The 13618-nt window shown below is 57.2% G+C and carries 16 protein-coding genes; 7 read left to right on the top strand and 9 right to left on the bottom strand.

Features of this window, described 5'->3' with window-relative positions; translation table 11 throughout:
- The coding region (locus VEI50_13940; GenBank protein HXX76226.1) for a hypothetical protein at window positions 1-238 on the top strand (238 nt) is incomplete at its 5' end.
- Between the two features lie 69 nt (window positions 239-307).
- Here the strand turns inward: VEI50_13940 and VEI50_13935 are convergent.
- A complete protein-coding gene (locus VEI50_13935; GenBank protein ID HXX76225.1) occupies window positions 308-853 on the bottom strand; it encodes an HNH endonuclease in 546 nt (181 codons plus the stop codon).
- Window positions 854-1028: 175 nt separating this feature from the next.
- Between VEI50_13935 and VEI50_13930 the strand changes: the two genes are divergently transcribed.
- Window positions 1029-1349, top strand: a complete 321-nt coding sequence (locus VEI50_13930; GenBank protein ID HXX76224.1) for a Rieske 2Fe-2S domain-containing protein — start codon at window positions 1029-1031, stop codon at window positions 1347-1349.
- On the opposite strand, the gene VEI50_13925 is transcribed toward VEI50_13930, so the two are convergent.
- Window positions 1336-1794, bottom strand: coding sequence for a hypothetical protein (locus VEI50_13925; GenBank protein ID HXX76223.1), 459 nt, complete (start codon window positions 1792-1794; stop codon window positions 1336-1338). The genes VEI50_13930 and VEI50_13925 overlap by 14 nt on opposite strands.
- 230 nt (window positions 1795-2024) lie before the next feature.
- Here VEI50_13925 and VEI50_13920 point away from each other — a divergent pair, with 230 nt between their 5' ends.
- The 3 genes from VEI50_13920 to VEI50_13910 all read left to right on the top strand — a co-directional run bounded on the left by VEI50_13920 (window position 2025) and on the right by VEI50_13910 (window position 3500).
- Window positions 2025-2468 carry a gamma-glutamylcyclotransferase family protein gene (locus tag VEI50_13920; GenBank protein ID HXX76222.1) on the top strand — a complete coding sequence of 148 codons (444 nt, stop codon included), beginning with the start codon at window positions 2025-2027 and terminating at the stop codon, window positions 2466-2468.
- Window positions 2469-2573: 105 nt separating this feature from the next.
- Window positions 2574-2900 (top strand): (2Fe-2S) ferredoxin domain-containing protein, encoded by a 327-nt coding sequence (locus tag VEI50_13915; protein ID HXX76221.1) that lies wholly within the window; start codon window positions 2574-2576, stop codon window positions 2898-2900.
- 81 nt (window positions 2901-2981) lie between these two features.
- On the top strand, window positions 2982-3500 hold the full coding sequence (locus VEI50_13910) for a MogA/MoaB family molybdenum cofactor biosynthesis protein (protein ID HXX76220.1): 519 nt from the start codon (window positions 2982-2984) through the stop codon (window positions 3498-3500).
- A gap of 102 nt (window positions 3501-3602) precedes the next feature.
- On the opposite strand, the gene VEI50_13905 is transcribed toward VEI50_13910, so the two are convergent.
- The 3 genes from VEI50_13905 to VEI50_13895 all read right to left on the bottom strand — a co-directional run bounded on the left by VEI50_13905 (window position 3603) and on the right by VEI50_13895 (window position 6146).
- Window positions 3603-4004 carry a CBS domain-containing protein gene (locus VEI50_13905; GenBank protein ID HXX76219.1) on the bottom strand — a complete coding sequence of 134 codons (402 nt, stop codon included), beginning with the start codon at window positions 4002-4004 and terminating at the stop codon, window positions 3603-3605.
- 52 nt (window positions 4005-4056) lie between these two features.
- Window positions 4057-5088: a zinc-binding dehydrogenase gene (locus VEI50_13900; GenBank protein ID HXX76218.1), complete on the bottom strand. Its 1032-nt coding sequence runs from the start codon at window positions 5086-5088 to the stop codon at window positions 4057-4059.
- A gap of 125 nt (window positions 5089-5213) precedes the next feature.
- Window positions 5214-6146 carry a PhzF family phenazine biosynthesis protein gene (locus VEI50_13895; GenBank protein ID HXX76217.1) on the bottom strand — a complete coding sequence of 311 codons (933 nt, stop codon included), beginning with the start codon at window positions 6144-6146 and terminating at the stop codon, window positions 5214-5216.
- A gap of 132 nt (window positions 6147-6278) precedes the next feature.
- On the opposite strand from VEI50_13895, the gene VEI50_13890 reads away from it, so the two are divergent.
- Complete coding sequence (locus VEI50_13890; protein ID HXX76216.1) at window positions 6279-6938, top strand: 2OG-Fe(II) oxygenase family protein; 660 nt, start codon at window positions 6279-6281, stop codon at window positions 6936-6938.
- A 97-nt stretch (window positions 6939-7035) separates the two neighbouring features.
- Here VEI50_13890 and VEI50_13885 read toward each other — a convergent pair whose 3' ends face one another.
- Complete coding sequence (locus VEI50_13885) at window positions 7036-8274, bottom strand: hypothetical protein (GenBank protein HXX76215.1); 1239 nt, start codon at window positions 8272-8274, stop codon at window positions 7036-7038.
- Between the two features lie 38 nt (window positions 8275-8312).
- Between VEI50_13885 and VEI50_13880 the strand changes: the two genes are divergently transcribed.
- On the top strand, window positions 8313-8573 hold the full coding sequence (locus VEI50_13880; GenBank protein ID HXX76214.1) for a hypothetical protein: 261 nt from the start codon (window positions 8313-8315) through the stop codon (window positions 8571-8573).
- Window positions 8574-8637: 64 nt separating this feature from the next.
- Here VEI50_13880 and VEI50_13875 read toward each other — a convergent pair whose 3' ends face one another.
- The 3 genes from VEI50_13875 to VEI50_13865 form a co-directional block, all read right to left on the bottom strand.
- Window positions 8638-10590 (bottom strand): radical SAM protein, encoded by a 1953-nt coding sequence (locus VEI50_13875; protein HXX76213.1) that lies wholly within the window; start codon window positions 10588-10590, stop codon window positions 8638-8640.
- A gap of 96 nt (window positions 10591-10686) precedes the next feature.
- On the bottom strand, window positions 10687-12495 hold the full coding sequence (locus tag VEI50_13870) for a radical SAM protein (protein HXX76212.1): 1809 nt from the start codon (window positions 12493-12495) through the stop codon (window positions 10687-10689).
- A gap of 1022 nt (window positions 12496-13517) precedes the next feature.
- The coding region (locus VEI50_13865) for an integrase core domain-containing protein (protein HXX76211.1) at window positions 13518-13618 on the bottom strand (101 nt) is incomplete at its 5' end.

Below are 13618 nucleotides of genomic sequence, written 5' to 3'. Positions count from 1 at the left end.
ACCGATCGCGGCCAAACGAATCGAGAACCCGAAATTCCCGGTCCCATTTGAAATTACGAATGCCGATGTGATGGTGCAGGGATCAGAGTTACGCGGAATGGTCGATGTGATCGCCAGACTGGATCGGGACGGCCAAGCCGGGCCGGCACAGCCGGGCGATATCGAAGGCCGTTACGCGAAGAACCCGACGCTTCCTGGCGGACGAGATCTCGAAATCGTGCTTGATAAGGTGTATTGAGGAAGTGCTGAGTCCTGGGGACTGAGCGCTGAGCATGGAAATTCTACTCAGAACTCAGCACTGAGCACTTTAGGGTTCGGAGGGGTCGGTGTCCAACTCCAAATTCCAGTACAAATAATCTCGCCAACTTTCCGGAGTATTCCTGATGCCGATGGTAATGGTGATCACCGGACTCCAGCGGGGCTTGATGGGTTTCTTCACCAGCCGCATGCCGGCTTCTTCCGGCGTTCGCCCGCTCTTCTTGTTATTGCAGCGCCAACAGGCCGTGACGATGTTTTCCCACGTCTTCCGTCCCCCCTTGGCAATGGGAATGACGTGATCGAACGTCAGCTCCTCCGTCCTGTGTTTATGCTTGCAATACTGGCACGTGTACCCATCACGAGTGAAGATATTGATACGGGAAAACTTGACGGCGCGATGACTGTCTTTCAGCTTCACCAGCTTGAGCAGGCGCATGACGGCGGGGAGCTTGATGGAGATCGAGATGCCGTGAATCTCGCGGTCGTAGACTTCGAGGACTTCAACCTTGCCTTGCCAGAGAAGAGAGATCGCTTTTTGCCAATGGACGACACGCAGAGGTTCGTACGTGGAGTTGAGCAGAAGGGTCATTTCCATTCAACAACCTCATTCCCAACCGAGGCTCCTTCTGTGAGAAGGCCTGGTATCGGTCTGGGTACGCTCATGTATCTCTATGCCATAAGCCCTCTCCGAAATCAAGCTCTGAGCCATGTCAGAACGTCGGACCGCATTCGCATCTCACCGACACTTCAGATGGATCAGGTCGGTTTGCATGCCTGAATTCGTGACCGTCGCCAAAGTCGTCGAAATCCCTCCCGGCACAGGGCGTACCGTTGAAGTACAGGGTGTGTGGGTTGCCCTCTTCAATGTGGATGGAACCTTCTACGCCGTCGATAATACTTGTCCGCACTCAGGAGGACCATTAGGAGAAGGGCATCTGGACGGGGAGATCGTGGAATGCCCCCGGCACGGATGGAAATTGAACGTACGAACCGGAGTCCGACCGGAGGTGCCGCACTTTACCGTCGCGTGTTGCCCGGTCCGCGTCGAAGGAGACGCCGTTCAAATCGCGCTACCCCCTACCCTGAAGTAGATCCAGATGGAGGTAACACATTCTGAGGCGCCGGAGAATCAACGTCGGGCGCTTTCGGTGTCAGCCCATCTGCAGGAAGCGACGCAGCGTTCACCTTTTTGGATGCCAGATGAGCATGCCAAATAAATTCCCGCTCAAACCACTGCCCTTTTTCTCCCTCGTCCCGCAACTGGATTCGAATCTCATAGAGATCGCCGTCGGCCTGCTTCACGCGCCATTCTCCGAGTCGAACGCCGCGCCCCCGCTCCTTCATCGAACGAACGTGCTCGGTCATGGCCTGCAGGATCGTGGGATATCCCAGGGCTCGGTGAGTTTGGACGAGGGCAAGGGCTTCCGCGGCCCGCTTATCCGCCATCGGATTGAGCGAGGATGGCGTGACCCACAAGTAGTACAGCACGCCGAGAGCCAGGACGGCGAGCACCGCATAATGGAGAATTTTCGCCATGGGGAGGAAACGATCTGCTGATTATGGGTTACAGAGCGGGAGCAAGATCCTTCCCGCTGTCACAGCAACAGTCGAAAGAATTTCCGTATCACGCCCGCACCGTGTCCATCTTAGGAAGGCCGGAAGACGGAAGTCAACGCGTGGCTCATCCCGGCGCGAGAAGCCGGCAACGCGGCTTGTGCGCGCGAAAGTGGTTATGTTACATATACCGGGCACACAGGAACGTTGCGATGAAGTTTTTTTTGTACGCCGACAATTTGAATCCGACGCAACTCAAGCGGCGCGCACCGGAGCACCAATTCCAGACGCTCGCGACGTTGCCCGATCATACGATCCAGTTCTGCCGGTGGTCGTCCCAGTGGCGCTGCGGTTTGGCCAGTGTCGTCCCCTCTCCCGGCGAGAAGGTCTGGGGAGCGGTTTTTGAACTCACCGATGAGGATGTGAAGACGCTCGACGAGTTCGAAGGCGACGTCCCGCAAGGAGCCTACCGCCATGTCCAAGTCACGGTACATAACGAGAATGGAGAAAAACTACTCGTCACCACGTACGCGGCTGCGCCGATCGGCAAGTTTAAGCCGAAGAATCATTATCTCGATTGGGTCATGAAAGGACTCAAGCAGTGGAAGTTCCCGGAAGAATGCATCGAACAGTGGCAGGCGTACCGACCACAATAACGCAGAGAAGCTTTCAGCATTCAGCCATCAGCATCACACCAATTCCTTCACCTTGAGCCGACAGCTGATTGCTGACAGCTGATAGCTCGACCTAAAGGAGCACTCATGCCAAAACCAAAGTACCACATTGTCGTCTGTACGAACGCCCGTCCTCCAGGCCATCCCAAACCGTCCTGCGGGAGCCAAGGCTCGGCTCAATTGCTGATGGCCTTCAGCATGGGGGTGATGCAACGCGGACTGATGCCGAGCGATGTGCTCGTCACCGGCTCGTCCTGTCTTGGTCCCTGCGAACAGGGACCGACTGCCGTCGTCTACCCGGACGGCACCTGGTACTCGAAAGTGACCGAAGCTGATGTCGCCACGATCCTCGACGAACATATCAAGGGTGGCAAGCCGGTGCAGAAGCTGAATCCCGATGCGGTGTGGAAATAAGGGCTATCAGCCTTCAACGGTCAGCCATGACTCAGAGCTGACAGCTGATAGCTGATCGCTGATGGCTTTCCTGCTCGAAGCATGAGCACTCACGCCCCTCACCACGAACATAAAGCCGATGCTCCCAAATCCATCGGCTGTATGGTCATCACCTGCAGCGACACGCGCACTGCCGAAACTGACACCAGCGGCTATCGCATCATGCATATGCTCAAGGACGCGGGCCATGAAGTCGTCGCCTACCATCTGGTCAAAGATGAACCGGCCAAGATCAAGGCCAAGATCAAAGCGGCGGTCACAAACAAGAAGATTCAAGCCATCATCATCAACGGCGGGACCGGCATCTCACGGCGGGATTCAACCTTTGAAGCGGTCGATGCGATGTTGGAAAAACGGCTGGACGGATTCGGCGAGGTGTTTCGCTACCTCACCTATCAAGAGATCGGCTCACCGGCCATCATGAGCCGAGCCACAGCCGGAATCATCAAGGGACGAGTGCTCTTCTCCACCCCCGGCTCCGAAAACGCCGTCCGCTTGGCGATGGAGAAACTGATTCTTCCGGAGCTCGGCCATCTCGTCAAAGAACTGACGAAGCAGTAACAGCCGTCAGCATTAAGCAGTCAGCTCTCAGCCAGACTACGGTTCGGAGAGCATCTTAGTCTCACCTCATGAGCTGAAGGCTGAAAGCTGAGAGCATCCTTGCTAGTCTTGCGCAATCTTCGGTTCAGAAACCCGCTGATAGTACACCAGCAGATCACGCACCGAGATCACACCGACGATCACTCCCGCTTCTGTCACACCAAGATGTCGCACACCCAAGTCACCCATCATATCCTGCGCATCACCCACGGACCGATTGCTTTCGATGGAGCAAATCGGGGATGTCATAATTTTCTCGACGGTCAACTTACCAAGATTTTTCCCGCTCGCGACGGCACGCCGCACGATATCCGTGTCTGTGACGATCCCGACCAGCTGCTTTCCCTTCTTTACCAATAACGACCCCACGCGTGCCGTTCGCATCGTTTTCGCTGCGCTGCTGACCGACGTTCCCGGCCCCACGGTCTCGGGATGCTTGGTCATGATGTTCCCCACTGTGCCCATGCTCACTCCTTTTGTGAATAGTGACGTGCCGGCAGAAAGTGCCGGCCTATATTTATCCGACCGTTAAGACGATCTTTCCAAAAAACTTTCGACTTATCAGATGTTCCTGAGCCGCCTTCGCCTCCTTGAGCGGATAGGTGCGATCGATGACGGCAATCAACCGGCCTTGTCCCATGAGTTCTGTCGCTTTCACGAGCTCCGCCCTTGTCCCCATATAGGAACCTTTAATGGTGACCTGGCGAGAGAAGACATAGCGGAGATTCAGTTTCACTTCTGCGCCTGTCGTCGCGCCACAGGTAATGAGCCGACCGCCTCTCGCGAGTGATTCGAGGCAACTGTCCCACACCTCGGGACCGATGTGCTCGATCACGACATCCACACCCCGCCCTTCGGTGAGCAGCCTGACCCGCTCCGAGACTTTCTCTCGTCCGTGGTGGATGACCGCATCCGCTCCCAGCACCACCGCTTTCGGAATCTTGTCGTCGGCTCCGACGGTGGTAATGACCCTCGCGCCGGCCAGCTTGGCCATTTGAACCGCGGCGCTGCCTACCCCGCTGCCTGCTCCCATGATCAAGACCGTTTCTCCATGCTGCAGCTGCGCGAGTGCAAACAACATGTGCGACGCCGTCACTGAGACCAGCGGGAACGCCGCAGCCTGCTCGAAGTTGAGATTCCCTGGAATCGGAAGGACATTCCGAAACGGCACCTTCACAAACTCGGCGTAGCCACCATAGGTGATGGCTCCGATAATGCCGTAGGAGCGACACAGGTTGTCTCGTCCCGCCAAGCACTGATCGCATCGCCAGCAGCTGAGTCCCGGTGAAACCAGCACCCGCTCGCCGACAGTGACACCCTCGACCTGATCGCCCACTTGTTCTACGACACCAGCACTATCGCATCCGGAGACATGCGGCAGCGGCATCGGGTACGCCGGGTTGCCTTGACGAATCCAGATGTCGAGATGATTCAACGCGCAGGCTTTGACGCGGACCAGGACATCCTGCGCGCCGATCGTCGGCGTAGGAATGTCTTCGTACGACAATTTGTCCGGCCCACCATGCTGTCTAAAGATGACGGCTTTCATTCCCTATCCCTCACAGTTTTGAATGCGGATGGCAGGGAGGTGGGCGCCTGACCGCCCGCAGCGGGGTCCCTACACCTGGCGGGGTGCGAGGACGGTCGGGCTCCTCCCTGACAGGACCCGCTATTTCAAAACGTCAACGTCCCCTCCACCACCATCACACAATGTCCCCCCACTTTCACATCTTGGATGACGTCGTCATCCGATACCACCTGAATCAGGATGCGGGATGGACGATCGAGTTCATACCCTTGCTCGGCGATGATCTCGGTCGTCGGCCCCACCTCCACCACCCCGTTCTGCACCAGGTACGCGCCCAACGCCCCGCTGGCACTGCCGGTAGCCGGATCTTCGAGAATCCCGATCGACGGTGCAAACATTCTGGTATGCACCGTGGCAAAGGGTTCGACCGTAACGGTCGTGAAGACCATGATGCCGTTGGCGCCGAACCGACGGCACACATCAGTGATCGCCGACGCGTCAGGCCTGATCGAACGGACTGCGGTCAAGGTCCTCACCGGCACAATCAGAACCGGGAGCCCGGTCGACACCACTTCGATCGGCCACTTCGCCTCGGCAATGACGAATTTCGAAAGGCCCAGGGCACCCGCCACCTTATAGAGGTCTTCCGTTTCTTCGATGGCGCCGAGAAACTCTGGTTTCGGTTGGGACATGACCACCCGAACGACGTGACCTTCCTTCGCGTGGAGTTCAACGGGAAACAGCCCGATGTTACATTCCTGCAGAACGCGCGTGACGGGTTCCTTCGCTGGGATGAGCCCCAACTCAGCCAGCACGAAGAACGTGCCGAGCACCGGATGGCCGGCAAAGGGAATTTCCTGCGTCGGGGTGAAGATCCGGAGCCGAACGACGGCGGCCTTATCCGTCGGAGGAAAAACGAACACCGTCTCGGAAAGATTCATCTCACGGGCGATTTGCTGTAACTCATCGTCCGTCAGCCCCTCTGACTCGGGAATCACGGCGACCGGATTTCCACCGAACGGTTGCAGGGTAAAGACATCGGCCTGATAGAACTTCAGCGTGCGCCGTTCCGGGAGCATGGTATCGGCACTCTAGGTCAAGGGGGAACCTGGTGTCAAACACCGAGCACGCGTTACACGATTCGACCGCAAGCGCCTTGACTTGGCTGCTGCGCGACGCCTATTCTCAGGCACGTCAGCTGCGATGAACACATGGCCAAGGAACTGGAACTAAACGTTCGCCCCATCTTTTCGACACCGCTCTTGGTGTTCTCAATTCCCGACCATGGGCGGCTGAATGAGGAGCTAAAGCAAGCGGTCCTTACGCGAGAAGCGGCGGAACCGGCCTACAAAGACCGTGAAGTGATCGGCTGGTCGTCTCCCCACGACATGTCGATGATGGACTGGGCCGGCGGGCCCCTGAAGAGGCTCTTCGAGTATGTCATCCAGGTCGCAACGCAGGCCACGGAGTTCTCCGACCGGACAGGCAAAAGCACCCAACGTCCGGCCTGGCAGGTGGTGGAAATTTGGGCCAACGTCCAACGGACCGGCGGGAGCAACGGTTCCCATTCACATCCCGGTTCATTCTGGTCCGGAGTCTACTATGTGGACGTGGGCGATATTACCTCGGAACAGGAGAACGGCGGCGAGTTGGAGCTCTTCGATCCCCGCGGCTGCCTTCCGCGGATGCTCGCTCCCTATTTACGCTACGCGATTCCTGAGCTGCACGACGCCGGCAATACCATCTCGTTCACTCCCACCACCGGTCAGTGCGTCATGTTTCCCGGCTGGCAGTACCACGCAGTCGCGCCCTATAAAGGGAAAGCCCCCCGCATCAGCGTCGCCTTCAACCTCGATCCGATCCTCAAATAAGAGCCAATGGCCTATAGCATATAGCGTATGGCACAAGCTCCGGACGAGTAGCCTTCCGAGTTCGTGCTAAACGCCATAAGCCATACGCTCTGAATTCTCAGGCAGGAACTGGCAAGGATTCGAAGGACTGCACGAGCGGATTCCGCACATAGTCTTCGACGTAGTTCTTCAGTAAGCAGTTGCGCCAGAGGAGTTTGTTGGCGAACTTCGTGTCGATCTTATGGAGCACCCTCGCCTTGACGCCGGTCTTCTTCATGAACTGCTCCAGCGTCACGCCGCCGATATCCGTATACGCACCCCGACCGGACTGCATCATGCATTTCGGGATATGAATGCGTTTCTGATCGGTCACGCGTCGCGCGATGTCATCGAACGTCAGCAGCACTGAACAGTCGGAATCGCCGCCGAGTGTCGCGTTCGGCACCATGAGGAATTTGGCCCGGTTCTTCCGGTACATGTTCAGCACCTTATACACACTCTTCGCCATCACCACGGTATCCCGCTTCTCCAACTCGAGAGCGTCAAAGGCGCTGACGATGCGTTTGCGGTTCATAAAGGCGGTGATCGGCGCCTCCGTTTGGATCGTCTGGATGTTCGGCAGCCCCTTCTCGTATAGACGGAGCGCTTCTTCCGCCAGATAGGTTCTGCCCTGGCGCATCAGATCCGCCGTCGGTTCTTTGATCCCGCGCACCGGCGTGAGGCAGCCCATCCAGAGCACACATTTCTGATTGATGGCAGAGATCGTCTCCGCATCCGTCGACATCGTATGAGCGTCGAACGCATAGAAGTTCGCCGAGGACACAGCCGGTCCGTCCAACACCTTCATGAGATGCTTGATCGACGGCGCGTGGGGCATCAGTCGTTCTCGATAGTGACTCAGCGTGATCACCGAAAGCTCGAAGTTGATCCGGCCCGGATATCGCGCAGCCAATTCATGAATCTTCGGCACCTGGACATAGCCGACTGTGAAGAACGTGATGCTCTTATCCGTGGAGGTCAGGAAATCTTCGACCCACTCCATCGCCTTGGGATGGAGAAAGAGATCGGTCCATTCCATGTACTCGTTCCCCCCAAGACACCAGAACTGCATCGGATCGGTCGGCTTCTTGTTGATATAGTCGAGGATGAACTTCCAATCTTCGTCGGTCGTCTTGGGAGGATCGAGTGTTTCGCGGTAAGAATGGTCGATCTCGTAGCAGAACTCGCACTTCACCGGACAGGTCTTCCCGAGGCTGATCGGGATTTTCCCTCCGTCCATCTCTCGGATAAGGACATCGCGATAATCTTTGTTCTTGAAGATGGGAGGGGCCTGGAGGATCGGAAGCGGAGTCGGCATGAATTGACAGCCTACAAACCGTTTGTCACACTGGCGCTATGTCCGGTGTGACCGAACAAGATGTGATGCACGCCCTGGAAATCCTCTGTCTCACACTTCCCACAACCCAGAAAGATCTCGAGCGGGCCAAGCGAGTCCAACTGTACAACTGGGAACCGGCCCGCTATGCGAACCTGACGAACAATCCCAAACAGTACATGAAGAACTACAAGATGGCCGAGGACATGACCAAGAAAATCGAGGCAGCCTACGCGCTTCTCTGCGCAGTCCTGGTCCCTGATGATGATGCGCCCCGTTAATCGTTAAGCGTGAATCGTTTATCGATTTCGACAAACATCTACTCAAACGTTGAACAAATAACGACTACCTCACCTCATGGCTCGTGACGCGAGACATGCCTTCTTGATTCTCCCCGATCGCCACCGGCCATGTGACTAAACCGGATACACCCTCGCCCGACCCCACCATCGCAGGCTGTTTCGCATAAATCTGCGGCAACTTGTTCGTCCCGAACTTCGAGATGTACAGAAACACGTGCTCGCGGGCATTCACGCGCACCGCCCAGGGATGGAAGTCGTTCTTATAGAACTCTTCGCAGAGCTGCATCGCATCCAGACAGGTCAGACCGACCGGCTCGTCCAGCGTGTAGTAGTAGTCCAACGGCAGGTCGTATTCCCCCTGCTTGTGAATCGTGATGCCGAATTTCTCAGGATTGCGGACCATGGGCGTATGGCGATAGGCCACGAAGTAGAACAGTTCAACTGAGTGGATCACCGGCTGATTGTCCAGCACAAATTGCCTGGTCTCCAGCGCCTCGTCTCTCGTCTCGCCGGGGAACCCGTAGAAGGCCATCACATGATTCCAGATGCCGGCCTTCGCCGCCTGCTTGAGATTATTCTGGATCACGCTCTTCTTGGCATGCTTGTCCATCAGATTCAGCACGCGTTCGTTGGCTGACTCCATCCCATAATAGAGCGTGCAACAGCCGGCCTTGGCCGCGAGATCCCACACTGCCTGATCCTGCAAGGTCTCTTCGAATCGAATCAACGTCGTCCATTTGATTCCAACTTGCTGATCGACCAAGAGCTGCGAGACTTTCCTAAACAGCGCGGGCGGATAGGACTCATCGGCAAAGAGGAAATGCCGGCACTGGTACTTGTCGCGCAGAGCCTTCACCTGCTCCACGACCAGCTGTGCCGACATCCCTCGATACTGATCGAAGTACCCCTGCCCGTGATCGCAGAAGGTACAACGCCCCCAGTAACACCCTCGCGTCGCCAGATAGGGGATGATCCGCTCCGGCACGAAATAGTGATCCAACGGGAATCCGTCGAAGTCCGGGATCGGCAGCGACGTGGTTTTCTCCGTGTAGATTTCCTTGTTCTGCCGCACCCCCGTCGCATCTCGATACATGAGGTTCGGCACCGAGGCCATCTCGCGTTTGCCGTTCAAGGCCTCGATCAGCCAGAGCAGCGCATGCTCCCCTTCATAGAGGATCGCGCTGTCGAACACCTCGGTGAAGAACCGCTCGTGATGCGGCAACTCTTCCTGCAAGCGCGTGATCACGTTGCCTCCGACCACGACATGGATGTTCGGGAACGTCTCCTTGATCATCTTGCAGAACGTCAAGCCCGCCATCAGCTGCATCTGCGTGCCGATGGAGACGCCCACCACGTCCGGCTTTTCCTTGCTCACGGAGGGCAGCACCAGCTGGTTGCAGATATCCCGATAGATGTTCACCTGCTCGTCCTCGAGACAGGCGAAGACTTCCTTCGACACACCCGGCCGATAGCCCAGGTTACTTTCCATCGGATAGAACACCAGCGAGGCGGGATAGTAGGCGGCTGAGATGTAGTGCATCACCTCACGAAAGGTATTCAGCGCATTCTCGAGCTTCTCGGCCTCGTAAAAGCGTTCGCCGCGGACGACGGCCTTGGCATCCTCCGCGCGCGTCGCGAGATCGAAGACATCGATCGTCATGGCCTGCTCCAGGACGGACAATTGACCGGCCTCCTGCTCCGTCAGTTCTCCCCGCTTTTCTTTCATCTGCAGCGTCCTCAGCTGCATCGTCTGCCTCGCCCTAATCCAGATCAGGAATTCCGTCGTGAAAAAATGGTCGTACATCTCGATGTTCACGTCGCGTTGAATCACGTGATGGCCGGCTTGGCGGAGCACTGCGGTCAGCGAGGGCAAGGCAAGATACGGAGCGGTCGGCACCCACTCGGGCGGGAACAGCAGCATAACCTTCGACGTCTTGCGCACGCCGTCTTTCAGCTGCGGCAACCCGTCGATTTGAACGAGCTCGTTAACGCTCATAGTTATTACATCCGTCGTTCATGAAGCGTATCTCGCAGATGACGAGGGACGATCTTTCTTGCGCTTCATGCTTCACGAGATACGAACAACGCCACATCACATCTTTCCGGCCAGCGTCGGCACCACTCCCGCCGTCTTCATCGCCTGATATTGCAAGTCCGGCAACTTCCTCATCCCGAACCGCGCTATATAAAGGAAGATATATTCCCTGATGTAGAGCCGCAGGTCCCAGCCTGGATTGTGGTTCCGTTCGAATTCCTGGAACACCCGCTCGGCCTCTTCGATGCTCATCCCGTTCTTCACCGTGTAGTAGTAGTCGAGCGCCAGGTCCCAGTCCGGGTTCTTGTAGGCCGTCACGCCCCACTTCTCCGGATGCTTCGCCACCGGGTTATGCCGGCCCAGGTCGAACGTGCCGAACCCCAGCGAATGCACATGGTTCTTGTTCTGCTCCAGGAACTCCACGGATTGCCAGGCCTCTTGCCTCGTTTCTCCCGGGAAGCCGAAGAATCCCATGCAGTGGTTCCAGATGCCAGCCTCGGCCGTGTACTTGAGGTGCTTCGTCATCACCTCGGTCGTCGTCGCCTTGTCCATCAGCTGGAGCACCCGTTCGACGCCCGACTCATAGCCGAAGTGGAGATAGCGGCAGCCTGAGTCGCGCGCGTCGCGCCAGACTTGCGAGTCGAGCAAGCTTTTTTCGAACCGCATGTGCGTTGTCCAGGTGATGCCCATCTGGCTTTCGACTAAACCACGCGCCAGCTTGCGGAACAGGGCCGGCGGATAGGACTCGTCGGTGAAATGGAAATGCTTCGCCCCGTACTTGTCGCGCAGGAACTTGATCTCCGCCAGCACGTCCTGAATCTTCTTCGACCGGTAGCCGGCCGTGTAGCCCTCGCCATGGTCGCAGAATTCACAGCGGCCCCAGTAGCAGCCGCGCGTCGCCAGATAGGGAAGGATCTTCGTCGGCACGAAATACTTCGAGAGCGGGAGGCCATCGAAGTCCGGCGGTGGCAGTGCAGCCATGTCTTCCGCATAGCTCGTCGGAGACGTATGGATGCCGGTTTCGTCCTTATATATGGTGTTGGGCACGTCGGCCAGGCTCCGCTTCGCCCCGACTGCCTCGACTAATTGGAGAAAAGCCGTCTCCCCTTCATAGACCACGGCGCTGTCGAAGTACTCGAACAGCGGCGACTGGGGCAGCACGTCGCGCAGGCGCGTCACCGTATTCCCGCCGATCGTGGCGTGGATGTGGGGGAACTGTTGCTTGATCAGCGCACAGAAGGTCATGGTGGAGAAGATCTGCTGCTGCAGGACGATCGAGATGCCAACCACGTCCGGTTGCTCCGCTTCGATCACCGGTTTCACCAGCTGGTCGAACACATCGCGGTAGATGTTGACTTGGGTATCGTTCACCGCATCCATCACGTCGGAAGAGACATAGACCTTGTACGACAGATCCGTCTCCATCGGCGGCATGCAGATCCGCGCCGGCGCATAGACCATCGAGATCACCGACGTGACCTCGCGGAAGACTTGAATCGCCCACTCTAACTGATCGATATCGTAGAATGTTTCTCCGCGGACGATCGCCTTCGCCTTCCCCGCCTTCTTGATCAGCTCGTCGATCTTCTGGCGGGTCACATCGCAGAGCGCCAGCTGCAAATCCATCTCAGCTTCGCTCAGATCCCGCTTCTTCGAGAGCTTGCGCAGCCGGTCGAGCTGCTGCGGCACCCGGCGCAGAACTTTCTTCAAGAAATCCTCGCTGAAGTACCAGTCCCACATCTCGAGGTTGATGTCTTTCTGGATGACCGTATGGCCGGCCTGGCGGAGGACGGAGGTGAGCGAGGGAAGGCTGAGATAGGGTTCGGAGGGGAACCAATCGGGCGGGAAGATCAGCAGGACCTTCATCTTCCGGCCGCTGGAGGCTTCGAACTGTTGGCGATTCAAGAGAATGAGCTCTTTAGAGGCTCGCTCACCCTTTGAATACTCTATTTTCATCGAGAGCTAGCCCTTCCTAATCGCAGGATGCTCAAAACGGCGTCTCGCTTGGCCGCAGGCAAGCTAACACCGGAGGCGTACCCTCTGGGGTACGTTGAGGATGTTGGCGAGCCGAGAACGACGCGAGAGGTTGTTTTCAGCATCCTGCTGGAGGCCCGGTCGCCCTTGGAGAACTCGATCTTCATGCCGGCCTGACCCTTCCCGCAAACGCGATAAAACCGATAAGAAAGACGATGGGTTAGCCCAAAGAGAAGATATTGTAAGAGTGTGGAAGATGGATATGCAAGGGAGGAGGGACGGACGGAAGCCCCGCTACTTTCGCTTGAGCCTGTGTCTTGTTGGCCGCCGTCGACGTCGCGGTCGCTCGGCTTCGGAAACTTGTTCCATCCCATGCGATGAGGATGGAACTGCGGACACTCCTCGCCGCCCGCAAAGCCGGGACGCGACCGCTCCTGGCCGGCGGAAACACAAGCCACAATGGCCGCGAAAGTAGCGGGGGCCTTCCCCTATTACAACGAGGGAGGAGAAGAAGGAGGGGGTGCTCGTTGGACGCGCGCAGCGTCATGGACTGGACCTGACCTGAAAAAGTAGAATGTCCCCGTTTCGTCACCTACGCAGGGATCATTGCTGAAGGGCATGGTTCCTTTTCGAAATAAAGCACTTCATGCCGAATGGGCAAAGATTGATTCCTCCGAGGTTCAGGAAGTGATTGCGTTCGTCGGTGAGTTCCTAGCGACGAAATTTTGATTGGTAGAGACGAAATGTCTGATGCTTATCAGCCAATGCGGGACTTAATAAATCGCTCAGGAATTCCTTTTCAGCTGGCGGTTGAAAATACTATTCGCACAACGGGAGAAAAGCATGGCATTGAGGTGATAAGGAGAGAAGTACCGTTGACCTGCCCCCTGTAGTTGTACCACTTGCAATGTGACTCACGCGCACCGTGGCGCGATGGCTTCCGGTGCCGGCGGACGATAGCCCAGGGCGCTGTGGGGCCGAATCCGGTTGTAGGTCTGCCGCCAGCGCTCCACGA

The organism is Nitrospiraceae bacterium (genome assembly GCA_035623075.1).
GTDB lineage: Bacteria > Nitrospirota > Nitrospiria > Nitrospirales > Nitrospiraceae > DASPUC01.
This window is presented reverse-complemented; position numbering and strand designations above follow the sequence as displayed.

What these genes read in the sequence shown, in the direction of transcription:
- VEI50_13925 (HXX76223.1), bottom strand. Translation starts at nt 1,794, where the DNA reads ATGGCGAAAATTCTCCATTATGCGGTGCTCGCCGTCCTGGCTCTCGGC.
- VEI50_13915 (HXX76221.1), top strand. Translation starts at nt 2,574, where the DNA reads ATGCCAAAACCAAAGTACCACATTGTCGTCTGTACGAACGCCCGTCCT.
- VEI50_13880 (HXX76214.1), top strand. Translation starts at nt 8,313, where the DNA reads ATGTCCGGTGTGACCGAACAAGATGTGATGCACGCCCTGGAAATCCTC.
- VEI50_13920 (HXX76222.1), top strand. Translation starts at nt 2,025, where the DNA reads ATGAAGTTTTTTTTGTACGCCGACAATTTGAATCCGACGCAACTCAAG.
- VEI50_13910 (HXX76220.1), top strand. Translation starts at nt 2,982, where the DNA reads ATGAGCACTCACGCCCCTCACCACGAACATAAAGCCGATGCTCCCAAA.
- VEI50_13905 (HXX76219.1), bottom strand. Translation starts at nt 4,004, where the DNA reads ATGGGCACAGTGGGGAACATCATGACCAAGCATCCCGAGACCGTGGGG.
- VEI50_13870 (HXX76212.1), bottom strand. Translation starts at nt 12,495, where the DNA reads ATGAAGGTCCTGCTGATCTTCCCGCCCGATTGGTTCCCCTCCGAACCC.
- VEI50_13875 (HXX76213.1), bottom strand. Translation starts at nt 10,590, where the DNA reads ATGAGCGTTAACGAGCTCGTTCAAATCGACGGGTTGCCGCAGCTGAAA.
- VEI50_13895 (HXX76217.1), bottom strand. Translation starts at nt 6,146, where the DNA reads ATGCTCCCGGAACGGCGCACGCTGAAGTTCTATCAGGCCGATGTCTTT.
- VEI50_13890 (HXX76216.1), top strand. Translation starts at nt 6,279, where the DNA reads ATGGCCAAGGAACTGGAACTAAACGTTCGCCCCATCTTTTCGACACCG.
- VEI50_13935 (HXX76225.1), bottom strand. Translation starts at nt 853, where the DNA reads ATGGAAATGACCCTTCTGCTCAACTCCACGTACGAACCTCTGCGTGTC.
- VEI50_13885 (HXX76215.1), bottom strand. Translation starts at nt 8,274, where the DNA reads ATGCCGACTCCGCTTCCGATCCTCCAGGCCCCTCCCATCTTCAAGAAC.
- VEI50_13900 (HXX76218.1), bottom strand. Translation starts at nt 5,088, where the DNA reads ATGAAAGCCGTCATCTTTAGACAGCATGGTGGGCCGGACAAATTGTCG.
- VEI50_13930 (HXX76224.1), top strand. Translation starts at nt 1,029, where the DNA reads ATGCCTGAATTCGTGACCGTCGCCAAAGTCGTCGAAATCCCTCCCGGC.